The organism is Jannaschia sp. M317 (genome assembly GCF_025141175.1).
Classification (GTDB): Bacteria; Pseudomonadota; Alphaproteobacteria; order Rhodobacterales; family Rhodobacteraceae; genus Jannaschia.
Window position 1 is genome coordinate 1,793,526 of sequence record NZ_CP081155.1, and the last position, 20,482, is coordinate 1,814,007.

The window sequence follows — 20,482 nt, forward strand, 5'->3', positions numbered from 1 at the left end:
AAGGTTACCAAGACGTTAACGATGCCAACGTCGGGAGGAGGAATGGTAGGCCCGGCAGGACTTGTAGCGGTTTGGAATACAGTAGCTTTTACAGAAACTTACGGCAAATGTGCCCCACGAAAAAACGTGCCGTGGTCCACATTACCAATCCATAGCGGCCAGACGGCTCGCCGCCATCTCGCCCAATCGCATCCGTTCCACGGACTCCGTGTAGACCTGAGAGGTCGAGGCGTTGGCGTGGCCGTGCACGGACATGATCTCGTATTGCGTGGCCCCGTTCAGCGCGAGAATGTGACCCGCCGCCTTGCGGATGCCGTGCGATGAGCGATCCTCCAGGCCTGCTTCGCGGCATCGCTTCTTGAACCAGTTCCGCAGCGCCTCCGGGCTGGCGAAGGGCTTCCCCGCTTCCGTCAGCAGGTAGGTGGGGCCAACGATGGTCTGCGCCCGGATGGCGCGCCCCAGCGGGGCAAGGACGGGGATCGTGACCCGGCGCGAACCCTTCTTCGCCGGTTGCCAGTCAAGCCAGAGCTGCCCCGCGTGCCGTGTTTCGTGCTGTCGGCCCAGACGGTAGGCATCCCCGATCCGGCAGGCTGTGAACATGAACAACGTCAGGGCGAGGTGGGCCATCGTTCCGGGCGGGTGCCGTTCGCGGTAGGCATCCAGATCCTCGACGGTCCACGGCGTTGCGCCCCCGGCGCTGCGGTAAGTCGGGCGAGGCACGGCGCGGGCAGGATTGATCGAGCAATAGCCCCGATCCACCCCGAAGTCGTAGAGCGCGATAAGCAGCTTCCAGACGTTGCGGGCCTTGCCTGGCGTCGCGGCCATCCGGTCCTTGAGGGCGTGAAGCTCGGCGGCGGGCATCACGGCGGGCAGGCCGCGATATTCCTTGCCGCGCGACTTGGGCTGTTCGCTCTGCTGGCCAAGCAGGAACGTTGTCAGACTGACCCGTTCCTTTAGCGTCAGGGAGGAGGCGTCCTTGGCCTCGACCATCGCGCCCAGGTGCTTGAGGTAGGCGGTCGCGAGCCAGCCTAGCGTCCCGCGATCTGGCCCGGTGTCCTGCGGGACCGACAGCCGTTCCCCGGCGCGGGCGGCACGATAGTGGCTGTCGAAATCGGGATGCTCCGGGCCGAACGGCAAGGTGATTTTCCGCGCCCGCGCGCCCTCGACCCGAACGCGCCAGCGCTTGTTCCCGGATGGTAGCCGTTCCTCCGTCAGACCGGGGAAATCCACGCGCATGTTACCACCCTGTGTCATCGGCCTGCCCTTCTATTGCGAGGTCATCGGCGAAGGCGTCAAGGGCAAGCCCGTCATAGAGCCGTTTGCCGTCGAGGACGCGGCGTGGGATTTTTAGGGTGCGCAGCTTGCTTTCCGACACGCCGATGTATGCCGCCGCCTGCGGCGCGGGCAGGAGGCGAGGGGGAAAGGCAATTGATGGCCGCGCGGCGGTCATGTCAGTCCTCCGAATGGGTGGTAATGCCCGGTGTGGTCATGCGGCCTCCTCCATCGCGGAACCGTCCCACTGATCGGCCATGGCGTCGGCGATGCCGGGAAAGGTCCGACTGCGGATCCGCCCGCGATCGGGGCCCGGCGGGGCGCGGTGGATCGCGGACCATTGCTTGTGATCGTCGGTGCCCTTGGTGGGCGGGGTCAGGCGGGCCGTCGGTGTCAAAGGGGGCAGGCCGCGCAGATAGAGCCCCGTTCCCTTGAAAGCCGGATCGCCGAACCACCACGGCTGCACGACCTGCGTTGGCCGAGGCTGTCCGTCGATCAGCGCGCGGGCGTGTTTGTGCATCACGGGGTTTTCAACGGCGACGCGGGGAATGTCGGCGGTCCAGCAGGCGTTGAACAGGTCGGCCCCGGCGCGCAGGTCGTCCCACATTTCGTCCAGCGTACGCCCAGGCGGGGGCGTCGTCAGCCAGCGCACCCCGCTGTTGCAGAGGCGGGTGCAGGGCGGGTGCATGACCGCCAGCAGATCCCAGCCGCCGCGCGCGATGCAGTCGCGCACATCTTCGACGTAGTGTCGGTTCGATCCGTCCTCGGCCGGCAGCAGGTCGCAGGACCAGGCGTCATGCCCGCGCGCGGCAAAGGCCCGCCGGACGACGCCGGACGTTTCGCAGCCGATCAGGACGCGGAGCGGGTGGTTGGTCATGCTGCGACAGCGGGCGGCGATGCGACGCCGCCGTGCTGGTCGATGATCGCGGCCACGACGTGCAGCGGGACATATGCGTAGACCGCGGCCCATGGCCCCGGTGCGTCGGCAAACGGCTCCAGATCGGCCACCTGGCTAGAGGGCGCGCCGACCTCGACATCCGACCAAGGGCCTGTGTTGTCGCGCGGTGTGCAGTAGTTGTGACGTCCTGCCTGGACGGACAGCTGGAACCCGTCGGCACAGCGCAACGTGGGTGCCCGGTCGAGGATTTCGCGCGGGCCTGGAATTCGCCGAAGGGCGGGGTCCAGGTGCGCGGTCAGAATCTGTATCGTGTCCATCTTCGGTCCCTTGGTGTGACCGGGGCCGCGCCCCCGGTCGGTTCTTGCCTGTGAGTGACCCGGCGCGGCGGGTGTCTGGTGGGGTGTCAGGTCAGTCCGCATGCGCGGCGGCGGCGGCGGATGCAGCGCATCCTGATCCGGTCCTGTTCGGCGCGCATGTCGTCGATGCTCTGCTGTCGATGGCCGATCCGGACCGTCAGGGTGGCGAAGCGTTCCAGTTCGGCGGGCCTGGCGGCGTGCATCCACGGGGCCGGGGTGAATGGTTGTGCAGTCGAGTCCGCTGCACAGGTCATGCGGCGGTGCCGGGCAGGGGGGCGGACAGGGCGGCGGCGTTGAGCGCGGTGCGCGCCGTCGTGGCCCAGGTTTCGGCCATCGACACGGGGTCGATGCCGAATGCGGTCACGCCGTGCAGCGACATCGTGCATATGCCGCCGCGGGGATAATCCTCGGGGACTGCGTAGCGGTCGCCAGCTGCCCGCACCTCGGCGGCCATGATCGCCGGCCATTCGACGCGGTGCAGGGTCTGCAGGCGCGACAGGACGGTGCGGATCGCGTCGCATTGCACGGCGTCCAGCGGCGGGATGTCGGGTCGGGTCATGTCAGTCTCCGGAAACGAGGATCAGGCAGGGCGTGCCGCCGGGCGCGGCAGGCGGCCTGGGCGGGCGGTGCTGGCGGCATCGATGCCCGCGCGCGGCCATCAACGTGGCCCAGGCGATGCCGCGCAGGGTCGGCGATTGTTCGGCGGTCGGGCTGGACACGATCGTCCGGGCCTGCCGCAGCCAATCGTCCGTCGGGGTGAGGGGCAGGGGCGCGGTCATGGCGCTGTCCCTTCGGTGATCTGCACCGGGCGGCGGGCGTTGGTGCGGCGGATGTCGCTGCGCAGCCGGGCCGCGGCCCGGCGGTGGTGAGTTGCCGCGTCGTGGTCCCCATCGTCTTCGACTTCGCGCGCCCATTTCGCGTGCAGGTCGGCCATGAGTGTCAGGCACCACGCGGGCAGGTGGGTGCCCGGCAGGCTGGGCTTGCGGGTGCGGATGGCGGGGACGGTCATGTCCGGGCCTCGATCACGGCGATCAGCGCGCCGACGGTCGGGACGGATTCGAGGTTCGCATCCTCGAGGTCGATGCCGAAAGCTTCCTCCAGCGCCATTGCCAGTTCGACCATGTCGAGGCTGTCCAGTTCGAGGTCGCGGACCAGATGGGCCGTTTCGATGACGCGGTCGTGCGGTTGGGAGGTGACATCGGCGACGATGTTGCGGACGCGGTCGGCGATGATGACGATCTGTGCGGTCATGGGGGTGTCCTTTTTGGGGGAGGTCGCGGGGGCGGACCTCTGACGGGTCCGTCCCCCGCTCGGCCCCGGACGCGAGGGTCGCGTCCGGGAAGCCGATGCCGCCCGGGAGAAGGGAAGGCGGCACCGGATGGGTGTGGGGGGTCAGGCGAGGCGGCAACCGGTCGCGAATGGGCCGACCGCGATTGCAAGTATCGTCTGAAAGATCACGACGCCCGCCCGGTCATGGTGGCGCGGAGTTGGGCGGCGGCGAGGAGGAGGGCCATGTGCGCGTCGTGGCCGATGGCGGCGTCGCGGGTCAGGCGGGGGTCTTCGGGGCGTTGAGGGTGCATGGGTGGCTCCGTCAGATGCAATTCGCATTGATGGAGTAAATGCATTTTGCATTGCGACGCGTCAAGGCAAAATGCATCGCCGCGAATTTTCGCGGGGGTGCGCTTCGTTCTGTAGTGTTTGCGTGGATCAGAAGCTGCGGATTACGCCCTCAATTAACCCCATGGTAACCCCCTGCCCGCGAACGGTGGGCTGTTGTCCGGGGTCCAGTGCCGGAATGGGTCGACCTTGCAGCAGCCGTTGCACTACGGTCTCAGCTTCACCGGTGTTTGGATCCGCGTAATTGATGATTGCGAGGGTGTCAGTCGTGTGGCTCGGATTGAGATTCACGACGAGAATGTCGCCGACTAGCAGATGTAGCTCAGGGTAAGATCGGTTCAGCAAAAAGAGAGTTTTCCCTTTTTCTGTTATCTCAAGCGCGGAGGCCAGGAAGGCGGGTCGGTTCGAGGTTTCCCGAATCTCAAACGGAACGAGCGCAGGCTCCGAGAACCCATCGGCCGTTGAGCCACGCACCGCTCCAGGGCCGCGCCCTTTGCCGAACAGAAGCCATTGTTCGTCAACCTTGAACGCCCTGGCGTAGCTTCGGATGGTGTCGGCCTTGATGCCCCGGGAGCCGTTTTCGTGGCCGGTATATGTTGGCACCTTCATGCCGAGGCGGCGGGCTGCATCGGCGGCGGTTTCATAGCCAGCGGTTTCGCGGGCGACGCGCAAGCGGGTGTGGATATCGTTCATGTCGAAACGGCTACACCCGCGACAAATGCGAAAGGCATTGACATGAGAAAATGCGTTTTGCATTTAACGCAACTATGAGTGACCTCGAAAATATCATTTCGGCCAAGCCGTGGCCCAGTGCAGCGGCTCTGGCGAGAGACTTGAAATGCCCGGCACAAACGGTCGTTTCTTGGGGTGGTCGGGGTATTCCCAGCAAGCGATGGCTGGAAATCCAGCGGGCCGCCGCCGACCGTGGCTGGCCCCTTTCCATGGAGACGATTGCCGCAATGCCATTGGCCGATCTGGTCCAGCGGTCGCAGCGGGGCGTCGGGGTAGACCGAACCGGAGCGGCAGCATGACCGCCTCCGACAATCGGCACTCGGCCTCACGTTTTGCCGACCAGCGCGAGGAATTCCGTCTCTCCGACGATCCGAATGTCGTGGCCCTCCGCGATCAGGTCTTCGGCCTTGCGGTGCTTGCTGCTCTTTTCATGGCCCGCGAGAAGGGTCAGGTCCTGATCGCCGACGACGAGGATGTGTACTTTCTTCGAAACTCCGGCCTTGATCTCTATCCCCGCATCAGCCGCGATCTTCGCCGCGTCCCGGCGCGTCAGCGAAATCTGACCCGTGAAGCAGGCCGTCAGTCCATGCAGCGGCCCGACGGGATTGCCGTCCATCGAAATGGGTTTCGCCCAGTCCCGCGCCGCCTGCTTTCGGGCTGTGAGAATGTCTTCGAAGTTTTTCCCGGTGTGCTGTTCCGCCAGCAGGACCACCTGCGCTGCGGCAAGGGCGTCATCCTCTGCATCGTGGTGACGGCCACCCAGGTCCAGCTTTGCCTTGAGGTTGGCCAGCCCGTGTCCGCCGTCCTCGCGCAGTTCCGGCCATGCGCCGCGCGCGATTTTCACGCTGTCACGCCACGTCGTGAGGAGGCGGGGCATCCGGTTCGCGTCGCAAGCGGCGCCGATGGCGCGTTCGTCGAAATGGCTGTGCTGGATAAGCGTATGTCGTTCCAACACGCCGCGCAGGTGTTCGAGCGCGCGGTCGAATGTCGGGGCCTTTCGGACATGTTGCGCGGTGATGCCGTGGATGTTGGTGTTGTAGGGATCGAAGTCGGCGCGCGGATTGATCAACGTCCCGGTCTGGATGATTTCTCCCCGCTCTGGCACGCCAGCAAGTCCGATCTGGCAGATCGAGGCAGGGTCTTCGTTCGCCGTTTCGACGTCGACGGCGATGAATCGAAAACTCATCTGGTTGAACTGCTGCATCGTCAAATCCTGGTTCGGTGTGGCGTCGGCGCGGGATCGGGGGGGCAGCTCGCCCGCGCCGCCACTCGTAGGGGCATCGTTCCCGCCAGCGAAGGCACGGGGGCATGCCCGTCGCCCCTTATCATCCTTCTTCCGTGGTCGGGTCAGCAGGGTGGGCAGCCCGAGGATGACGTTGCCCAGAACCAAGAGCACCAAAATGGACGAGACGACAGTTCCGGTGCCGGTCGCCGTGCCCGCCGCCTTGGCATCCGACATCTGGTTGACGCCGTCCGTGGCCACTCCGAGCCAGAGAATGAAGAAGAGCACCATCAGGATGTTGAAGAGTATCAGCAGCGACTTGAACAGCTTTCCGAAGAGGCCGCGTTTCGCCTTCCTCAAAGGGTGCCCACAGCTCGGGCAGTTGAACGCCTTGCGCGAGATGGTGTTGCCGCAGCTCGGGCAGTCGCTGGTCGCGGATTTTGCCATGAAACAAGTCTTTCTGTGGAATCAATGACATCGAACTTCCGCGACGTCAGAGAACCGGTCAACAACAAAGGGGCGGCAGCATGACCGCCGCCGCCCCCCGTTCCTTTCGGTCTGTTTCCAAGAAGGTCCCTGCACAGGACCATCATGGAGCACGCCCCTTGGAAAAGTCTTTCAGAAAATCGCGTCGGCGCGTCCGCGTGTCCGAAGATGCCGGACTGGCATGGTTCGCGCGGCAGCTTTGGCGGGCGTTCCCGGAGGCCACGTCGGAAAACGAACTGGCCGACCTAGTGGCGGAGTTGCTGACAACCGACGCCCGCGACGTCCATCCGCGCACAGTTCGCAATTGGTTGCGTGGCGAGAACACGCCGCACTTTCGCTATATGCTGGCTGTCCTGTCCCTGGCGGGGGCCGAAGCGGTGTTCGACCTTATCGACGAGAACGCATCGTGAGCGCGCGTGGGGGCCTGATCTGCCGCACCGGATGGCGGATCGCGGGACGGTTCTGGCGACGCATGGCATCGCGGGTGCATCGCCGCGCCGCGACCGTGTCGGATTGGTCATTGTGGCAGGCCCGCGCGAGCCGGTCGGAAAAGTTTTTCCGCCGGATCAAGAGGGGGCATCAATGACCCGCCCCATCCCCTACCGTTTCGCCCGCGACGAAGAAGCCGCGCTGCGCCGCGCCCGCGACGGCTGGGCGCGCTGTGCCGGTGTTGCCGTGGTTATGCTGTGGCTGGTGGTGGTGCTGACGTGACCGGCTGGTGGGGCGAATGCGACCTGGATCATTACCGCGCGGCGGGCCTGCTGCTGACGCGGGCAGAGGTGGGCTGCGCCGTGCCGCTGCTGCGCGGGCAGGTCGTCTATCTGGGGGTCACGGCGCGGGTCAGTGGCCCCCGGCTGGACGCGCTGGACGCGCCCGGCCGCCTGTTGGAACGCCGGTCCGTCGCCGCGTTTCAAGCGTTGCTGGGGGCCGGTTTGTCGCCGGTCTGTCCGGCGCTCGCGCGGGCGGAGGTGCTGTTGCATTGCGACGGGGTGACGCCCGCGCGCGACGACGCGGATTGGGTCGAAGTGGAGCGGCTGATCGTGGATCGCGCCGATGCGATGGCCGTCTGGGTCACCGACGGTTGGGACCGGTGCCATGTCATCGCCACCGCCGCCGCCGCCATGCTGCGCACCAATCGGCGCGTCGTGCTGATCGGGGGTGGGGAGTGACCGGGGTTCGCCGCCGGGCGGTCGTATTGAGTGAGGGTGCGGCCCTGGAGATCGCGCCCGGCGCGACCGCGATGCGCGGCCCGTGTGCGACCCCCCGTGACAGGCGCGAGGTCGGTCACAGATCCATGGCGGTGCGCAGCATGTCGTTCACGCGGGATTGCCAGCCTTTGCCGGTCGCCCGCAGCGTTTCCACCAGATCGGCGTCGAGCCGGATCGTCACAGGCTGTTTCGGGTTGTCCGACTTTGGCCGACCCCTGGCGCGTGTCGCCAGTTCGGGTGCCACCTGTTCCATCGGGCGCAGCCGGGCCAAGTCGGTATCGCTGAGCGGACGTTCGATGTCCGGATCCGGGCCGACCAGCGTTCCGGTGGCGGTTTCGACCCACCATCCGTCATCGTCCTGGTGCAGGCCGCCCTTGGCGATCAAGGCGCGCATGTCGCGGTCGTACGCGCGCCACCGGCGGTCCATTTCGGCGCGGTCGGCGTCACTGTCGCCAAGGTCGCGGGTGATGAACTGGGGCCATTTGTTCGTCATTCGGGGCCTACCTTTCCTTGAAGTTTGCGGGGCGCATGGAAACGACCGAGAGCGCCTCTTGCCCCAGCGGGCGGAACACGACGACGATCACGCGGCGTCCCTGAAACGTGCCTACGGCCATCAGGCGGTTCGTATGGGCGGGCAGGACGTCGGCATCGGCAAAGAAGGCCGGGGTCAGATCGGCAAAGTCGAGGCCGTGCTTGGCGATGTTCGCCTGCCGTTTCGGTTCGTCCCATGTGATCATCTTTTCCATATTTATTGTATGCACGAAAAATCAGGTAGGCGCAATATTTGTAAATACAATAAAAGGCGGGAAACGGTTGGAAATCGTGGCGCGCTGATCGGGGGGTGGGGTGTGACCGGGGTCTGGGTGGCAGGGCGGCCGTCTGCCTTGGTTTCTGGCCCGCGCCCCGTCTATGGTGCCGACCGATGATCCGCGCGCAGCCTTTCGACGCGGATCCGGCGGGCGAGGCGTTCGAGCCGCTGCCGACCTGCGCCGCCGCGCCTGATATCGCGCTGGCGTTGATGTCCGACGCCGCGCTGACCGCCGCTTGCGACCGCGCCATTCGGGCATCGGACCGCCATCAGGCCGTGCCGGGCCACTGGCTGCATTTCGCCGCCTTTGCCCTGCGCCGTGACCTGGTGCGGCTGGGCCGTGCGACGGTTTTCGACCGCTGCTGGCGCAGGTGCGCCGTCGTCGGAGGGCGCGCGCCATGACCCGCCACGCACGGATTGATGGCCTGCGCCTCGCCGATGGCAGGTATCTGGCCAAGGGCGACTGCGGATACCTGCAGCGGCTGGCCCGGGCTGTGCGGGCCAGCATGGGCGCGGGCGGCTACGCCCCGCCGGAAGTCAAAGCCCTGATCGCGGTTGTGATCAATTCGGTGGAGGACGCTGCATGACCGACGTGAAAGCCCTTTTTCTGGCCCCAGTGGCGACCGACGATCTGCCCGAATATCCGTTCGGCATCGAGGATCGCCTGGATAGCCACTGGTTCATGCCGTGGGAGCGCCGGAGGTGGTTGAATAGCGACATGGGGTTGCGCGGCGACTGGGTCTGCAAGGCGATGTATTTCGACCTTATCAACCATGCTTATGACCAATCGCCGATCGGGACCTTGCCGCAGGACATGGCCACGTTGGCGCGCCTTCTGCGGGCTGACCGGACCCAGTTCGAAGATTTGGTCAAGCTGCCGCTTGGGCCGCTGCACCGGTGGCATCCCTGCCGGTGCGATGGCGAGGTGCGGTTGATGCACGACACCGTGCTTCGGTCCCTGACGGAAGGCTTTGCGCGGCGCGAGGACAACAGGGCGCGCACCGATGCCGCCAACTCTGCCAAGCGGATCCAGCGACTGCGGATCAGTTTGGCCGGACTGGACAAGGCGCTGGCCGAGAACGACCACGCTGTGCGCTGGATAGATGAGTGGCTGATTGAAGAAGGCTGCGTCAAGCGCGTGGCCAGCTGGATCGAGAAAGGCGTGCGCGCCTGGGTGCGCCATCGTCAGAATATCGGGGGGTCGCGCGACCGGAGATAGGCAGACGATCTGTCGAAACGTGTCCCGAAGACAGTTTTGGACTGTCCGGGACAGTCGCGGACAGTCGCCGGACAGTCCGCTTCGACAGGGAAATAGACAGGAACATGAAAAGACAGGCAGCGCGCGCGGACAGTCGAAGCGGGCGCGTCTGTGGATAAGTCGGGCAGGCAGAGAAAGGCAGGGACATGGACAGGACAACGCAGGACGAAGGCGAGCGCCGGGTGGAGGATCAGTTGATCGCCCCTCTGCTGCGGCTGGGACTGACGAAACCGGTGGGCATGCCCAAGGTGCAATTCGAAGCGATGCAGGCCGAGCTGCGCGCCAAGCTGGCCTACATGACCCCGCCCAATCTGGCGGCGCTGCTGGAGAAGGCCGAGGCATCGCCCGGCGGGCGCGACAAGGATCGGTTTCCAATCGCGCGCGTCCTGCTGCGGTGGGCGGCGGACATCCAGTCGCCGCAGGTCGGGCCGTCGCCCCTGATGATGTCCTTCTGGGGCCATGCCGATGGCGCGCGGGTGATCGAAGAGGGCTATGCCCCCGAGGTGCAGATCCATCTGCGCCGGGTGCGCGTCTGGCCCAAGCCGTTCGCCCTGAGCCAGCTGCGCGATCAGGCCCGCCCCGAGATCCTGCGCCGCGAAGCGTTGGAAACCGCGCTGGCGGACGGCGAGGATCTGGCCCCCGACGACCGCGCCTGGCTGGACCGGCGCATCGCGGCCGAGGCCGAGTGCCGCGACATCGCCGCGATGGGCGGGGCGGTGTGATGGGACGGCTGACGCCCGCCGAGATCGCAGCCATCGCTGTCTTTCCTGTCGATCGCGTGAGGCGGGTGGATCCGGTTGTCCGCCGGGTGGCCCCCGGCGCATCCGCCGCGCCCGATCCCGTCGGTGGCCTCGTTGCCCGGGCCCCTTCGCGGCCAGCGCCGGTGCGGCATCGGGTCATGGGCATCTGGGATGCCTTGCAATGGGCCATTCGCGACGAAGGTGCGCGGCTGGAACTGCCGGGCGATCACCTCGACCTTGCCCGGCGGCCCAGCTACGGCATGGAGCATGTCATGATCGAGCGCGGGCGGGTTGGCTGTGCCATCGACGGCGGTGGGTATCGTCGCGACACCGTGCCTATGGATGCCGAGGTGCTGGTGGCCGCGCTGTCGCGTCTGCCGAACCGGTTGGGCGGATTGCGCCAGGCGCTGGCCGTCGCCGAGACGGCCCGTTCCGGCCTGATCCCGGACGCGATGGTCGGCGTCGTTCCGCGATGCGTGCCCCGCGACTGGAAGGGCGGGCATAGGTTCGGCGCGCGCAAGGCGCGATCCGTCGTCGTCGACCACGCTGTCGTTCGCGAGTGGAAGCGGGCAGGGCGCGCGGCCCGGTGGTTCGAGCGCACGGTCGAGGTTCGCATGACGCCCGTGACCTTCGAGCCGAGCGCCGATCACATCGCGGCGGCGCGTCGGATCTACCGCGCCTGGTGGCATGCGCTGCTGCACGTCCAGAAGGAGGTCATCGCCTATGGCGCGCTGGAGCGTCTGACGGTCACGCGGCAGATGCCGCCTGGCGCGCCGTGGATGGCTGCCGGGCCTGCGATCCGAAAGGGGCTTGCTTTGGGAAAGTGAACCGATCTAGACAAAGTGCCAGCAACACAGCCGCGCCCGGAGGGAACATCCCTGCCGGGCGCGTTGCGTTTTCGGAGGTCGGCATGGCGCGGTTGAAGACGATCAAGCCGCGTCTCGCACGGGTGCCGGCGCGGTTGGCCCGGCCTGCCACGGAGCAGGAACGGCTGAAGGCGCGCAATGCCACGCGACCGAATTGGTACTCGACCGCGCGCTGGCAAAGGCTGCGCCGGTTGGCTTTGGATCGGGACAATTGGGTGTGCCGCCAGACGGGTGCCCTGCTGATCGGGACGTATCCCGCGCCGAACAGCCCGACAGTCGACCACATCCGGCCACACCGCTGGGATCCCGAGCTGTTCTGGGATCTTGGCAACCTGCAGTCGGTGACGAAGGCGTGGCACGACGCCGAAAAGCAGCGGATCGAAGCACGCGGCGATTGGTGAGTCCGGGGGGCGGTGGAAACCTCGCAACCGGCTGTCTGCCAGACCCGCCACACAGCTAGCGGGGGATTTTTTTCTTGGGGCATGAAATTCTGACGGAAGACCTTTTTGGGGGGCTTCGGACGTTGCCGAGCGGGCGGCGTGGGCGGCCTGCTCATTGTTGGTCGCAAGAAAACGAAAACATTGTGATCTTGGCTTTGGCACAGGGTTACAGCGACGCGGAGGCGGCGCGAGCCTTGGGGATCAGCCTCCCCACCCTGCGGAAGTATTATTTTTCTACGCTCAAGATGCGGGACATGCAGCGGACGCGGCAGGAGTTGTGGTTGCTGGCGCGGCTGGCGGAGCAGGTGAACGCGGGCAACGTCGGCGCAATGAAGGAGATGAAGAAACAGATGGCGGCACGGGATCGCGTCCTGGCGGAACGGGCCTTGAAGCAGAGCGAAGACGAGGCGCCCTCTATGCCCGTCGGCAAGAAAGAGCAGGCGCGTCGCGATGCCGAACAGGCCATCGAAGATCCCGATCTGACACCCGGTCTATGGACCCACTGACATGACTGCCCATAGCCGCAACTGGTCGACCGCCTGCCCGGATTGGGAAGCGCGGATCATGGCCGGACGTCCGCCGATACCCGACCTGCCGCTGCATGATCTGGCGGCGGAGCGGGCGCTCAAGATCTTCAAGCGGTTGCGGGTTCCGGATCTGATCGGAACGCCGACTTACGGAGAGGTCTGCGAGGCGTGGGTTTTCGACTTTGTGCGCGCCGTATTCGGAGCCTACGACCCTGAGACGAAACGGAGGATGATCCGGGAATACTTCCTGATGATCCCCAAAAAGAACGGCAAGTCGGCTATCTCGGCGGCCATCATCCTGGTGGCCGCGATCCTGAACGAACGTCCGGAGGCGGAGCTGATCCTGATCGCGGAAACGCAGGCGATTGCCGGGATCAGCTTCAAGCAGTGTCGGGGGATAATCGCGCTGGACGAAGGTCTACGGGCCATTTTTCATGTCACCGATCATCGCAAGATGATCACCCACCTGACCACGGGTGCCATCATCCGCATCCTGTCGGCGGATGGCGATATCGTGACCGGGTCCAAGGCGGCGTATATCCTGGTCGACGAAACCCATGTGCTGGCGCACAAGCCGAAGGCCGGGGATCTGTATATCGAGTTGACCGGCGGGCTTGCGTCGAACCCGGAAGGCTTCTTCCTGGAAATCACGACGCAATCGAAGGTTGAGCCGCACGGCGAGTTCAAGCGTCGGCTGACCCGCTATCGCGAGGTCCGCGACGGCACGCTGTCGCTGCCCATCCTGCCGGTGATGTATGAGTTCCCGCGCCCGATGCAAAAGGCGGAAGACTGGCGAAACCCCGAAACATGGGGCTTGGTCAATCCGAACCTGGAGCGGTCGGTCAGCCTGGACTATCTGCGCGACAAGATGGTCGAGGCGGAGCGAGACGGTCCGGACAAGCTGGCAACGTTCGCGTCCCAGCATCTGAACGTCGAGATCGGTCTGGGGCTGCACAGCGAACGATGGGTCGCGGCGGACTATTGGGAGAGCTGCGGCGGCCTGACCTATGACCTTGATGGGCTGATGGCGCGGTCGGACGTCTGCGTCGTGGGCGGCGATCTGGGCGGGGCGGACGATCTGGCGTCGCTGGTCGTCATGGGGCGCGACCGGAAGACGCGGGACAGGTTGGTCTGGGGCTGTGCCTGGGTGCATCCCGACGTCCTGAAGAACCGGCAGGAAATCGCGCCGCGCCTTCTGGACCTGGCAGAGGTCGGGGATCTGATCATCGACGCGGACGTCGATAAGCACGTGGCCGACATGGCCAAAATCTGCATGCGGATCGAGGCGGCGCGCCTGTTTCCGGCGCAGGAAGCGATCGGGCTGGACGACTGGGGTGTCGCGGCCCTGCTGGACCGACTGGACCTGGAGGGGATGCCCGAAGGGCGCGTCGGAGCGGTCGGGCAAGGGTTCAAGTTGAATGGCGCGATCAAGGGCATCGAGCGGCGGACGCTGAACCGCACCCTGCGCCATGCGGATCAGCCGATGATGAAATGGTGCATGGGCAATGCCAAAGCGATTGCACGGGGAAACAACGTCATGATCACCAAGGAGCGCGCGGGCGTGAGCAAGATCGACCCCCTGATCGCGATGTTCAACGCGGCAATTCTGATGGATAAAAACCCCGTCGCCGAAGCGGTGGGCACCATCGACGAATACTTTGCGGCGCTGGCGGCATCCTGATGGGGGTGGTTGAGCGGTTCAAGTCGCTGATCGGCCTTGCGGGCACATCTGTCGTCGTGCCGAGCGGCGGGAACATCACCGTGAACAATGCCCGCGCCACGGATGGCGATGGGGGGGTCGGGCGGGCGGTGCCCGCCGCCTCGGCCCTGGGCCTTTCGGCGGTCTGGGCCTGTGTCAATCTACTGGCGGGGACGATCGCGTCGCTGCCGTTCCAAGTCCAGAAACGGGGTGCGTCGGGGGTGGAGGTCCTGAAAGGGCACCCGCTGCATCGGCTGCTGCACGAAAGCCCAAATTACGACCAGACCGCCCTGGATTTTTGGGAGTTCATCGCCGCCAGCCTGGAGCTTTGGGGGAACGCCTATGCCGTCGTCACCCGCGACGCGGGAAGGATCGTGGCGATCCACCCCGTTTCGCCGGAACTGATGGAGGTGCGTCGGCGGACGGATGGGGAGCTGGAATATCGTTGGGTCGACCACGGCAAGCAGCGGGTCGTGACGGACCGCGAGATACTGCATGTTCGCGGCTTTGGCGGCGACCCCTTGGGCGGGTTGTCCACGCTGCACCATGCGCGGGGCGTATTTGGTCTTGCGCGCGCGGTAGACCGGACGGCAGCGGCCACGTTCAAGAACGGGATGCAGCCCAGCGGGGCGCTGGTTTTCCCGGAGTGGCTTTCGCAGGAAAACCGGATGCTCGCGGAAACGCGCATGACCGAGAAATACATGGGTGCGATGAACACGGGCCGCCCCCTGATCCTGGAGGGTGGCACGACCTGGACGCCGCTGACGATCAAGCCGGAAGATGCCCAGATGCTGGAAAGCCGCGGTTTTTCCGTCGAGGAAATCTGCCGGTTCTTTGGGGTGCCGCCGTTCATGGTGGGTCACACCGAGAAGACGACCAGCTGGGGCAGCGGAATCGAACAGCAGACCCTGGGCTTTCAAAAATTCACGCTGCGCCGCCGACTGAAGCGGATCGAGCAGGCGGTGGCCAAGCAGCTGTTGACCGACGCGGACCGGGCGCAGGGCATCAAGGTCCAATTCAACATCGAGGGGCTGCTGCGCGGCGACAGTGCCGGGCGCGCATCCTACTATCAGACGATGACGCAGATCGGTGCGATGACCATCAACGAGGTGCGCGCCCTGGAAGGCCTGCCCCCGGTGCCCGGCGGCGATCTGCCCCGGATGCAAAGCCAGAACGTCCCGATTTCGCAATCACAGGAGCCTGAAAATGAAGGCAGTGCTTAAACATGCCCCGGCGATCTGGGACGTAAAGGAGCTGTCGGAGAACGGCGAGTTCGAGGGCTATGGTTCGACATTCGGCGGGGAGCCGGATTCCCATGGAGACATCATCGCCCCCGGGGCGTACGCCGACAGCCTGGCGTCCGGGAAGATGCCGAAAATGTTCTGGCAGCACGACAGCCGGGAACCGATCGGTCGCTGGACCGAAGCGGCAGAGGACGGCAAGGGCCTGCTGCTCAAAGGTCGTCTTAACACGCAGGTTCAGCGTGGACGGGAGGCCTATGAGCTTTTGAAGGCGGGCGACATCGACGGGCTGTCGATCGGGTATCGCATCGTCGAATACACCCGCAACACGGACGACGACACCTGGCTGCTGGAAAAGCTGGACCTGATCGAAGTGTCGGTCGTGTCGGTGCCCGCGAACGACAACGCGACAATCACCAACATCAAGGCCGCGCGCGCGGCGCTGGAATTGAAGGATCGTCTGGCAGCCGGGGAGCGGCTGACGGAACGGGAATTCGAGCAGTTGCTCAAGGGGAGCTTGGGGCTGTCGAATTCACAGGCGGAGCGTGCCGCGCGCATCCACCTGAAAGGACCGGGGGATCCGGTCGCGGCGGACAGTGAACTGGCGCAGCTTTGGCGCGCCTTTGTGGCCTGACGGTCGAACACCCCTAAAGACAGGAGGGCAAGATGCCCCAGGATGAACCGAAAACCGCCGCCGAGATCGGCGCGGAGCTGAAGAAGTCGCAGGAAATCGCCGCGAAGACGGCGGATCAGGCGAAGGAGCTGGCCGAGGATGCCCTTGGCCGGGCCAAGAAGTCGGAGCAGCTGTCCGCCGCGCAGAAGCAGGCGGCGGATGAGGCGCTGACCAAGCTGAACGAAGTCGTGGAGCAGGTCGCGACGCTGGGCCAGAAGATGGCGCGGGCGCAGGGGCATGAAGCCGCTGCGGCGCGCGCGAAAACGCTGGGGCTCCAGTTTGTCGACAGCGATCAGGGCAAGGAGCTGCTGGAAAAAGGCGGTGATTTCCGGGGCAAGGCGTCGCTGCACATGAAGGCCACGATCACCTCGGCCACCACGGATGCGGCCGGATCGGCGGGCGATGCGGTCGATGCGACGCGCCTGCCGGGTATCATCACCCCGCCGGACCGCCGCCTGACGATCCGCGACCTGATCATGCCCGGTCAGATGGACGGATCGGCGCTGGAATATGTGCGCGAAACCGGGTTCACGAACAATGCCGCCCCGGTGGCGGAGGGGGCCGCAAAGCCCCAGTCCGACATCCAGCTGGAGCTGGTCAGCACCTCGGCCAAGGTCATCGCGCATTATGCCAAGGCGTCGCGGCAGATCCTGGACGATGCGGCGATGCTGCGCACCTATATCGATGGCCGCCTGCGCTATGGTCTGGCCTACAAGGAGGAGCTGCAGCTGCTCAACGGGGACGGCACGGGGCAAAATCTGTTGGGGATCGTGCCGCAGGCTACCGCCTTCAGCGCGGCCTTCGTGCCGGACGCTGCCAATATCCTGGACACCCTGCGCCTGGCGCAGTTGCAGGCGGTGCTGGCGGAATACCCCGCGACGGGCCACGTCCTGAACCCCATCGACTGGTCCAAGCTGGAAATGCTGAAGGACAACGACGGCAACTACATCATCGGACAGCCGCAAGGCAATGCAGCGCCGAGCATGTGGGGCCTGCCTGTCGTGGCTACGCAGGCCATGGCGGCAGGCAAATTCCTGACCGGCGCGTTCCAGCTGGGTGCGCAGGTGTTCGACCGCTGGCAGGCGCGCATCGAAGTGGCCACGGAAAACGAAGACGATTTCGTCAAGAACCTGGTGACGATCCTGTGTGAAGAGCGGCTGGCCCTGGCGGTCTACCGCCCGGAAGCCTTCATTTACGGTGACTTGGCGGTTGTGGCCGCCTGATCCCGGACGGGATTGCAAGACCTGAAAGGGGCGGGATTTCCCGCCCCTTTTTCCATGGCGATTTCCGGAGAGACGGACATGAAATTCGAAGTTCTGCGTCACCACGAAGGTGATCGATCCTACGTGCCCGGTGACCTGCGCGACGCACAAGAGGGCGACGTGGCCCATCTGGTTGCGTCCGGTGTGCTGCGGCCTGCTGGCAAGGCAGCGCAGGCCGCCGCCAACAAGGCCGTGAAGGCGGCCCCGAAGAACAAGGCGGGCTGACATGCTGCGCCCGGTCCGCATCGCGCCACCAGCCGAAACACCGCTGTCGCTGTCGGACGCCAAGTCCGCCCTGCGCGAGGAAAGCGACGACCAGGATGCCGTTATCGGATCGATGATCGCGGCGGCCACCGGGCACCTGGATGGGTGGGCCGGGACGCTGGGTAGGTGCATGGTCACGCAGGTGTGGCGTTATCGGTTGCCGTGCCTGACGGCGCGCACGTCGCTGGTCATGCCGGACGCCCAAGCGGTCGCCGCATCGGTCATCGGCGCGGACGGAAGCACGACGGCCATCGATCCCGCCACGCTGGCCTTGCAGGAAGGCGTGACCGGCGCGGTCCTGACGCTGTCGGGGGCAGGGCCGGATTTGCCAGGCGATGTGGATCACCCCGTGCAACTGGACGTGACCTTCGGGTTCGGCAGCGCGGCGGACGTCCCGGCCCCCATCGTGCAGGCCATCCGATTGATCGTGGGGCACATGTATGCCCGCCGCGAAGCTGTGGCCGACAGCCGGTTGGCCGTCCTGCCCGTGGGCGTGTCGTCCCTGCTGGCCCCGTATCGGTGGTTCGGGTGATCGGCGCGGGCCAGTTGGACCGCAGGATTCAGATCCTGCGGCGGGCCGCCGGGGGGAATGCCTTTGGCACGTCCGACGCGTCCGGGTCGTTCGTGGTGCAGGGTGATCCGATCTGGGCGGCCAAGCGGGATCTGCGGGTAAGCGAGCGCATGGGTCAGCAGGGAGGCCTGTCTGCCGCCGGGATCGCCGCGACGGTGGTGACGGAATTCATCGTGCGCTGGTCCACGGCGGCCCGAGACGTGACATCGAAGGACCGTATCCTGTGCGACGGGGTGACCTACGAAATCACGGGCATTCGGGAGGGCGCGGGTCGCCGTGTCGCCCTGGTGTTCGAGGCCACGGCGCGGACCGACCGATGACGATGAGGGTGCAGATGACAGGCATGCGCGAGCTGGAGCGCAACCTGGAGCGGCTGAAGCGCAGCACACGGAAGGCCGTGGGCCGCCGCGTCCTGAAGAAGGCGGCAGAGCCTGTGGCGCAACTGGCGGCAGATTTGTCGCCCTATGATGAGGGCGACCTGGAGGCCGGTTTGGCGGTGTCGCACCGGCTGTCTCGGCGCGACAAGTTGCGTCACCCGGAGCCGTCGTCGGGCACCGTGGAGATGTTCATCGGACCCGCCGTCAGGGGGCGTCAGGGTTATCCCTACCCGCAGGCAATCTTTCAGGAATTCGGATCCTCGAAACAGGCACCTCAGCCGTTTCTGCGTCCGGCCTGGGAATCCGAACGGGGGGCCATGCTGGACCGGATCGGCGACGCGTTGCGAATTGAAATCGCAAAGACGCTTGCGCGCGTCGCCGCACGGGCGCGGCGCTGACGTGGAAGAGGTTCTGATCGGTCTGCTGACCGGGGCGACCACCGTCACCGACCTGACCGCCGAAGTGAATTGGGGCGTGCATCCGCAGGGCGTGCCGTTTCCGGGTGTGGTCCTGAACGTCGTCGGCGGGACGTCGGGTGTCACGCTGGACGGCCCGAACGGGACGGGATCGGCGTTGGTGCAGGTTGATGCCTATGCCGCGACCTATGGCGAAGCGAAATTACTGTCCCGCGCGATCGAGGCCGTTCTGAACGGTCATCGCGGCGGTGCCATCATGGGCGTCTTTCTCGTCAGCAGACGGGATGGGCGAGAGGGCGATGTAACTGCGGACCGGCCCTTCCGCGTATCCACGGATTTTCGTATCCACTACAGGAGATAAGACATGTCCGAAATGAGCATTCTCTATGGCGCCACGATCGAGAAATCGACCGACGCTGGCACGACCTGGGAGAGCATCCCAAAGGCAAAAGGTGTCGGGATCCCGAAGAAGTCCAAGGACTTCAAGGATGTCACCAACCTGGACAGCCCGAATGGCTATCGCGAGTTCATCCCGGGTCTGAAGGATGCGGGCGAGGTCACCATTGCCTGCATCTACACGCCCGACGGCTATGCCGACGCGCTGGCCGACGACGAAAGCGGCGATCTGGTCCAGTACCGCGCGACGCTGCCCACGATGGGCAACCAGACCGGCGGCGATGTGTTCGAGTGGTCGGGGTATCCCACTGCGTCGATGCAGGACGGTGACGTCGAGGGGGAGATCATGTTCGATGTCATGATCAAGATCAGCGGTGCCATGTCGCACACCGCCGGGGCGACCGTCTGATGCGGGGCGCCGTCGAGTTCGAGGCGGGCGGCCAGACCTACGAGTTCCGCCTGACCATCAGTCGCCTTGCTGCCTTCCAGAAGCGCCTCGACGAATCCTTCATCGATGCGTTGCGTGCCTTCGAGGACAGCGGCGGCACCGACTTTTCCCGGTTGTTCGAAATGTTGGCCTGCGGTCTGGGCTGCGATCCGGACGCCGCCGTCGCCATCGTCGATGAGATGGACGTGGCCGAGGCGGGCCGGGTCCTGGGGGCCGCGGTCAAGGCGTTCTTTCCGCAGGCGGAGAACGATCAGGAAGCCGGGGAAGTTCAGGGCGACGCAGCCCCGGAGGTCCCGTCGAAGACCGCGTCGGGAAAAGCGAAGGCGGCCCCGAAGGCCGCCTGATCGAAGACCTGCGCGACCGGTGGCTTGCCGTCGGTCTGGACTATGAGCCGTTCTGGGATCTGAGTCCGGTGGAAGCCGCCTGTATCCTGAAGGGGCGCGAAGCGTTCCTGCTGCGGCAACATGAGGCGGCCCGCGCGGTCGCCTACGAGGCCGCCGTCCTGACGGCCCATGCCTACCACGATCCGAAAAACATCCCGCGTTATGCGCCGCTGTCTCAGGACGGTCCGGCGGACGACGACCCGCGCCGTCGCGCCCGAGAGGCGGCGGAGGTGCGCGGTCGCCTGACAGCCATGGCGCGGGTTTCGGCACGCGGTGCCCGTTCCTGACGGGCACCGCATTCCCCTTGTTCTCTTACCCACGA

The 20,482-nt window shown here is 65.8% G+C and carries 36 protein-coding genes; 22 read left to right on the plus strand and 14 right to left on the minus strand.

The window, feature by feature from the left end:
• Positions 1-141: 141 nt before the first annotated feature.
• From K3551_RS09265 to K3551_RS09320, 12 genes are all read right to left on the minus strand, one after another.
• Entirely contained in the window at positions 142-1,254 is a 1,113-nt protein-coding gene (locus K3551_RS09265) for a site-specific integrase (protein WP_259912724.1), read from the minus strand.
• Entirely contained in the window at positions 1,238-1,450 is a 213-nt protein-coding gene (locus tag K3551_RS09270; RefSeq protein WP_259912725.1) for a DNA-binding protein, read from the minus strand. Before K3551_RS09270 ends, K3551_RS09265 begins: the two co-directional genes overlap by 17 nt.
• Before the next feature lie 36 nt (positions 1,451-1,486).
• Positions 1,487-2,149, minus strand: coding sequence for a hypothetical protein (locus K3551_RS09275; RefSeq protein ID WP_259912726.1), 663 nt, complete (start codon positions 2,147-2,149; stop codon positions 1,487-1,489).
• On the minus strand, positions 2,146-2,487 hold the full coding sequence (locus K3551_RS09280; RefSeq protein WP_259912727.1) for a hypothetical protein: 342 nt from the start codon (positions 2,485-2,487) through the stop codon (positions 2,146-2,148). The genes K3551_RS09275 and K3551_RS09280 overlap by 4 nt, the downstream gene beginning before the upstream one ends.
• Positions 2,488-2,573: 86 nt before the next feature.
• Positions 2,574-2,729: a hypothetical protein gene (locus tag K3551_RS09285; protein ID WP_259912728.1), complete on the minus strand. Its 156-nt coding sequence runs from the start codon at positions 2,727-2,729 to the stop codon at positions 2,574-2,576.
• A 47-nt stretch (positions 2,730-2,776) separates the two neighbouring features.
• Complete coding sequence (locus tag K3551_RS09290; RefSeq protein WP_259912730.1) at positions 2,777-3,085, minus strand: hypothetical protein; 309 nt, start codon at positions 3,083-3,085, stop codon at positions 2,777-2,779.
• A 1-nt stretch (position 3,086) separates the two neighbouring features.
• The gene (locus K3551_RS09295; RefSeq protein WP_259912732.1) at positions 3,087-3,305 is read right to left on the minus strand and encodes a hypothetical protein; all 219 of its coding nucleotides are present in this window, start codon (positions 3,303-3,305) and stop codon (positions 3,087-3,089) included.
• Entirely contained in the window at positions 3,302-3,535 is a 234-nt protein-coding gene (locus K3551_RS09300) for a hypothetical protein (protein WP_259912733.1), read from the minus strand. The genes K3551_RS09295 and K3551_RS09300 overlap by 4 nt, the downstream gene beginning before the upstream one ends.
• The gene (locus tag K3551_RS09305; protein ID WP_259912734.1) at positions 3,532-3,777 is read right to left on the minus strand and encodes an acyl carrier protein; all 246 of its coding nucleotides are present in this window, start codon (positions 3,775-3,777) and stop codon (positions 3,532-3,534) included. The genes K3551_RS09300 and K3551_RS09305 overlap by 4 nt, the downstream gene beginning before the upstream one ends.
• Positions 3,778-3,980: 203 nt before the next feature.
• Positions 3,981-4,106, minus strand: coding sequence for a hypothetical protein (locus K3551_RS09310; protein WP_259912735.1), 126 nt, complete (start codon positions 4,104-4,106; stop codon positions 3,981-3,983).
• A gap of 127 nt (positions 4,107-4,233) precedes the next feature.
• Entirely contained in the window at positions 4,234-4,836 is a 603-nt protein-coding gene (locus K3551_RS09315; protein ID WP_259912736.1) for a helix-turn-helix transcriptional regulator, read from the minus strand.
• A gap of 364 nt (positions 4,837-5,200) precedes the next feature.
• Complete coding sequence (locus K3551_RS09320; protein WP_259912737.1) at positions 5,201-6,544, minus strand: exonuclease domain-containing protein; 1,344 nt, start codon at positions 6,542-6,544, stop codon at positions 5,201-5,203.
• A 197-nt stretch (positions 6,545-6,741) separates the two neighbouring features.
• Here K3551_RS09320 and K3551_RS09325 point away from each other — a divergent pair, with 197 nt between their 5' ends.
• The 3 genes from K3551_RS09325 to K3551_RS09335 all read left to right on the plus strand — a co-directional run bounded on the left by K3551_RS09325 (position 6,742) and on the right by K3551_RS09335 (position 7,752).
• The gene (locus K3551_RS09325) at positions 6,742-6,993 is read left to right on the plus strand and encodes a hypothetical protein (RefSeq protein ID WP_259912738.1); all 252 of its coding nucleotides are present in this window, start codon (positions 6,742-6,744) and stop codon (positions 6,991-6,993) included.
• A 172-nt stretch (positions 6,994-7,165) separates the two neighbouring features.
• Positions 7,166-7,294, plus strand: coding sequence for a hypothetical protein (locus tag K3551_RS09330; protein WP_259912739.1), 129 nt, complete (start codon positions 7,166-7,168; stop codon positions 7,292-7,294).
• Complete coding sequence (locus K3551_RS09335; RefSeq protein ID WP_259912740.1) at positions 7,291-7,752, plus strand: hypothetical protein; 462 nt, start codon at positions 7,291-7,293, stop codon at positions 7,750-7,752. The genes K3551_RS09330 and K3551_RS09335 overlap by 4 nt, the downstream gene beginning before the upstream one ends.
• A 115-nt stretch (positions 7,753-7,867) precedes the next feature.
• On the opposite strand, the gene K3551_RS09340 is transcribed toward K3551_RS09335, so the two are convergent.
• Both K3551_RS09340 and K3551_RS09345 read right to left on the minus strand, forming a co-directional pair.
• Positions 7,868-8,284, minus strand: coding sequence for a BrnA antitoxin family protein (locus K3551_RS09340; protein ID WP_259912741.1), 417 nt, complete (start codon positions 8,282-8,284; stop codon positions 7,868-7,870).
• A 7-nt stretch (positions 8,285-8,291) separates the two neighbouring features.
• Positions 8,292-8,537 carry a BrnT family toxin gene (locus K3551_RS09345; RefSeq protein ID WP_259912743.1) on the minus strand — a complete coding sequence of 82 codons (246 nt, stop codon included), beginning with the start codon at positions 8,535-8,537 and terminating at the stop codon, positions 8,292-8,294.
• A gap of 176 nt (positions 8,538-8,713) precedes the next feature.
• Between K3551_RS09345 and K3551_RS09350 the strand changes: the two genes are divergently transcribed.
• The 19 genes from K3551_RS09350 to K3551_RS09440 all read left to right on the plus strand — a co-directional run bounded on the left by K3551_RS09350 (position 8,714) and on the right by K3551_RS09440 (position 20,447).
• Positions 8,714-9,001, plus strand: a complete 288-nt coding sequence (locus tag K3551_RS09350) for a hypothetical protein (protein WP_259912744.1) — start codon at positions 8,714-8,716, stop codon at positions 8,999-9,001.
• The gene (locus K3551_RS09355; protein WP_259912745.1) at positions 8,998-9,186 is read left to right on the plus strand and encodes a hypothetical protein; all 189 of its coding nucleotides are present in this window, start codon (positions 8,998-9,000) and stop codon (positions 9,184-9,186) included. The genes K3551_RS09350 and K3551_RS09355 overlap by 4 nt, the downstream gene beginning before the upstream one ends.
• Positions 9,183-9,818, plus strand: coding sequence for a hypothetical protein (locus K3551_RS09360; protein ID WP_259912746.1), 636 nt, complete (start codon positions 9,183-9,185; stop codon positions 9,816-9,818). Before K3551_RS09355 ends, K3551_RS09360 begins: the two co-directional genes overlap by 4 nt.
• 185 nt (positions 9,819-10,003) lie before the next feature.
• Positions 10,004-10,579, plus strand: a complete 576-nt coding sequence (locus tag K3551_RS09365) for a hypothetical protein (protein WP_259912747.1) — start codon at positions 10,004-10,006, stop codon at positions 10,577-10,579.
• On the plus strand, positions 10,579-11,424 hold the full coding sequence (locus K3551_RS09370; RefSeq protein WP_259912748.1) for a hypothetical protein: 846 nt from the start codon (positions 10,579-10,581) through the stop codon (positions 11,422-11,424). The genes K3551_RS09365 and K3551_RS09370 overlap by 1 nt, the downstream gene beginning before the upstream one ends.
• A gap of 83 nt (positions 11,425-11,507) precedes the next feature.
• Positions 11,508-11,864 (plus strand): HNH endonuclease, encoded by a 357-nt coding sequence (locus K3551_RS09375; protein WP_259912749.1) that lies wholly within the window; start codon positions 11,508-11,510, stop codon positions 11,862-11,864.
• Positions 11,865-12,157: 293 nt separating this feature from the next.
• Positions 12,158-12,409: a hypothetical protein gene (locus K3551_RS09380; RefSeq protein ID WP_259912750.1), complete on the plus strand. Its 252-nt coding sequence runs from the start codon at positions 12,158-12,160 to the stop codon at positions 12,407-12,409.
• Position 12,410: 1 nt separating this feature from the next.
• Positions 12,411-14,111 carry a terminase large subunit gene (locus K3551_RS09385; protein ID WP_259912751.1) on the plus strand — a complete coding sequence of 567 codons (1,701 nt, stop codon included), beginning with the start codon at positions 12,411-12,413 and terminating at the stop codon, positions 14,109-14,111.
• Complete coding sequence (locus K3551_RS09390) at positions 14,111-15,352, plus strand: phage portal protein (RefSeq protein ID WP_259912753.1); 1,242 nt, start codon at positions 14,111-14,113, stop codon at positions 15,350-15,352. Before K3551_RS09385 ends, K3551_RS09390 begins: the two co-directional genes overlap by 1 nt.
• A complete protein-coding gene (locus K3551_RS09395) occupies positions 15,336-16,004 on the plus strand; it encodes an HK97 family phage prohead protease (RefSeq protein WP_259912755.1) in 669 nt (222 codons plus the stop codon). The genes K3551_RS09390 and K3551_RS09395 overlap by 17 nt, the downstream gene beginning before the upstream one ends.
• 32 nt (positions 16,005-16,036) lie before the next feature.
• Positions 16,037-17,266 (plus strand): phage major capsid protein, encoded by a 1,230-nt coding sequence (locus tag K3551_RS09400; RefSeq protein WP_259912757.1) that lies wholly within the window; start codon positions 16,037-16,039, stop codon positions 17,264-17,266.
• Positions 17,267-17,344: 78 nt separating this feature from the next.
• Entirely contained in the window at positions 17,345-17,530 is a 186-nt protein-coding gene (locus tag K3551_RS09405; protein ID WP_259912759.1) for a hypothetical protein, read from the plus strand.
• Position 17,531: 1 nt separating this feature from the next.
• Entirely contained in the window at positions 17,532-18,101 is a 570-nt protein-coding gene (locus tag K3551_RS09410; protein ID WP_259912760.1) for a head-tail connector protein, read from the plus strand.
• Positions 18,098-18,460 carry a head-tail adaptor protein gene (locus K3551_RS09415; RefSeq protein WP_259912761.1) on the plus strand — a complete coding sequence of 121 codons (363 nt, stop codon included), beginning with the start codon at positions 18,098-18,100 and terminating at the stop codon, positions 18,458-18,460. The genes K3551_RS09410 and K3551_RS09415 overlap by 4 nt, the downstream gene beginning before the upstream one ends.
• Before the next feature lie 14 nt (positions 18,461-18,474).
• Complete coding sequence (locus K3551_RS09420) at positions 18,475-18,915, plus strand: HK97-gp10 family putative phage morphogenesis protein (RefSeq protein WP_259912762.1); 441 nt, start codon at positions 18,475-18,477, stop codon at positions 18,913-18,915.
• The gene (locus K3551_RS09425; protein ID WP_259912763.1) at positions 18,884-19,294 is read left to right on the plus strand and encodes a DUF3168 domain-containing protein; all 411 of its coding nucleotides are present in this window, start codon (positions 18,884-18,886) and stop codon (positions 19,292-19,294) included. The genes K3551_RS09420 and K3551_RS09425 overlap by 32 nt, the downstream gene beginning before the upstream one ends.
• 3 nt (positions 19,295-19,297) lie before the next feature.
• On the plus strand, positions 19,298-19,738 hold the full coding sequence (locus K3551_RS09430; protein WP_259912764.1) for a phage tail tube protein: 441 nt from the start codon (positions 19,298-19,300) through the stop codon (positions 19,736-19,738).
• Positions 19,738-20,121: a gene transfer agent family protein gene (locus K3551_RS09435; protein ID WP_259912765.1), complete on the plus strand. Its 384-nt coding sequence runs from the start codon at positions 19,738-19,740 to the stop codon at positions 20,119-20,121. The genes K3551_RS09430 and K3551_RS09435 overlap by 1 nt, the downstream gene beginning before the upstream one ends.
• A gap of 68 nt (positions 20,122-20,189) precedes the next feature.
• The gene (locus K3551_RS09440; RefSeq protein WP_259912766.1) at positions 20,190-20,447 is read left to right on the plus strand and encodes a hypothetical protein; all 258 of its coding nucleotides are present in this window, start codon (positions 20,190-20,192) and stop codon (positions 20,445-20,447) included.
• Positions 20,448-20,482 lie beyond the last annotated feature (35 nt).

What these genes read in the sequence shown, in the direction of transcription:
- K3551_RS09430 (WP_259912764.1), top strand. Translation starts at nt 19,298, where the DNA reads ATGTCCGAAATGAGCATTCTCTATGGCGCCACGATCGAGAAATCGACC.
- K3551_RS09380 (WP_259912750.1), top strand. Translation starts at nt 12,158, where the DNA reads ATGCAGCGGACGCGGCAGGAGTTGTGGTTGCTGGCGCGGCTGGCGGAG.
- K3551_RS09320 (WP_259912737.1), bottom strand. Translation starts at nt 6,544, where the DNA reads ATGGCAAAATCCGCGACCAGCGACTGCCCGAGCTGCGGCAACACCATC.
- K3551_RS09350 (WP_259912744.1), top strand. Translation starts at nt 8,714, where the DNA reads ATGATCCGCGCGCAGCCTTTCGACGCGGATCCGGCGGGCGAGGCGTTC.
- K3551_RS09400 (WP_259912757.1), top strand. Translation starts at nt 16,037, where the DNA reads ATGCCCCAGGATGAACCGAAAACCGCCGCCGAGATCGGCGCGGAGCTG.
- K3551_RS09375 (WP_259912749.1), top strand. Translation starts at nt 11,508, where the DNA reads ATGGCGCGGTTGAAGACGATCAAGCCGCGTCTCGCACGGGTGCCGGCG.
- K3551_RS09330 (WP_259912739.1), top strand. Translation starts at nt 7,166, where the DNA reads ATGACCCGCCCCATCCCCTACCGTTTCGCCCGCGACGAAGAAGCCGCG.
- K3551_RS09420 (WP_259912762.1), top strand. Translation starts at nt 18,475, where the DNA reads ATGACAGGCATGCGCGAGCTGGAGCGCAACCTGGAGCGGCTGAAGCGC.
- K3551_RS09300 (WP_259912733.1), bottom strand. Translation starts at nt 3,535, where the DNA reads ATGACCGTCCCCGCCATCCGCACCCGCAAGCCCAGCCTGCCGGGCACC.
- K3551_RS09355 (WP_259912745.1), top strand. Translation starts at nt 8,998, where the DNA reads ATGACCCGCCACGCACGGATTGATGGCCTGCGCCTCGCCGATGGCAGG.
- K3551_RS09290 (WP_259912730.1), bottom strand. Translation starts at nt 3,085, where the DNA reads ATGACCCGACCCGACATCCCGCCGCTGGACGCCGTGCAATGCGACGCG.
- K3551_RS09395 (WP_259912755.1), top strand. Translation starts at nt 15,336, where the DNA reads ATGAAGGCAGTGCTTAAACATGCCCCGGCGATCTGGGACGTAAAGGAG.
- K3551_RS09270 (WP_259912725.1), bottom strand. Translation starts at nt 1,450, where the DNA reads ATGACCGCCGCGCGGCCATCAATTGCCTTTCCCCCTCGCCTCCTGCCC.
- K3551_RS09360 (WP_259912746.1), top strand. Translation starts at nt 9,183, where the DNA reads ATGACCGACGTGAAAGCCCTTTTTCTGGCCCCAGTGGCGACCGACGAT.
- K3551_RS09295 (WP_259912732.1), bottom strand. Translation starts at nt 3,305, where the DNA reads ATGACCGCGCCCCTGCCCCTCACCCCGACGGACGATTGGCTGCGGCAG.
- K3551_RS09310 (WP_259912735.1), bottom strand. Translation starts at nt 4,106, where the DNA reads ATGCACCCTCAACGCCCCGAAGACCCCCGCCTGACCCGCGACGCCGCC.
- K3551_RS09370 (WP_259912748.1), top strand. Translation starts at nt 10,579, where the DNA reads ATGGGACGGCTGACGCCCGCCGAGATCGCAGCCATCGCTGTCTTTCCT.
- K3551_RS09385 (WP_259912751.1), top strand. Translation starts at nt 12,411, where the DNA reads ATGACTGCCCATAGCCGCAACTGGTCGACCGCCTGCCCGGATTGGGAA.
- K3551_RS09340 (WP_259912741.1), bottom strand. Translation starts at nt 8,284, where the DNA reads ATGACGAACAAATGGCCCCAGTTCATCACCCGCGACCTTGGCGACAGT.
- K3551_RS09405 (WP_259912759.1), top strand. Translation starts at nt 17,345, where the DNA reads ATGAAATTCGAAGTTCTGCGTCACCACGAAGGTGATCGATCCTACGTG.
- K3551_RS09410 (WP_259912760.1), top strand. Translation starts at nt 17,532, where the DNA reads ATGCTGCGCCCGGTCCGCATCGCGCCACCAGCCGAAACACCGCTGTCG.
- K3551_RS09315 (WP_259912736.1), bottom strand. Translation starts at nt 4,836, where the DNA reads ATGAACGATATCCACACCCGCTTGCGCGTCGCCCGCGAAACCGCTGGC.
- K3551_RS09365 (WP_259912747.1), top strand. Translation starts at nt 10,004, where the DNA reads ATGGACAGGACAACGCAGGACGAAGGCGAGCGCCGGGTGGAGGATCAG.
- K3551_RS09345 (WP_259912743.1), bottom strand. Translation starts at nt 8,537, where the DNA reads ATGGAAAAGATGATCACATGGGACGAACCGAAACGGCAGGCGAACATC.
- K3551_RS09435 (WP_259912765.1), top strand. Translation starts at nt 19,738, where the DNA reads ATGCGGGGCGCCGTCGAGTTCGAGGCGGGCGGCCAGACCTACGAGTTC.
- K3551_RS09265 (WP_259912724.1), bottom strand. Translation starts at nt 1,254, where the DNA reads ATGACACAGGGTGGTAACATGCGCGTGGATTTCCCCGGTCTGACGGAG.
- K3551_RS09285 (WP_259912728.1), bottom strand. Translation starts at nt 2,729, where the DNA reads ATGCACGCCGCCAGGCCCGCCGAACTGGAACGCTTCGCCACCCTGACG.
- K3551_RS09305 (WP_259912734.1), bottom strand. Translation starts at nt 3,777, where the DNA reads ATGACCGCACAGATCGTCATCATCGCCGACCGCGTCCGCAACATCGTC.
- K3551_RS09280 (WP_259912727.1), bottom strand. Translation starts at nt 2,487, where the DNA reads ATGGACACGATACAGATTCTGACCGCGCACCTGGACCCCGCCCTTCGG.
- K3551_RS09390 (WP_259912753.1), top strand. Translation starts at nt 14,111, where the DNA reads ATGGGGGTGGTTGAGCGGTTCAAGTCGCTGATCGGCCTTGCGGGCACA.
- K3551_RS09275 (WP_259912726.1), bottom strand. Translation starts at nt 2,149, where the DNA reads ATGACCAACCACCCGCTCCGCGTCCTGATCGGCTGCGAAACGTCCGGC.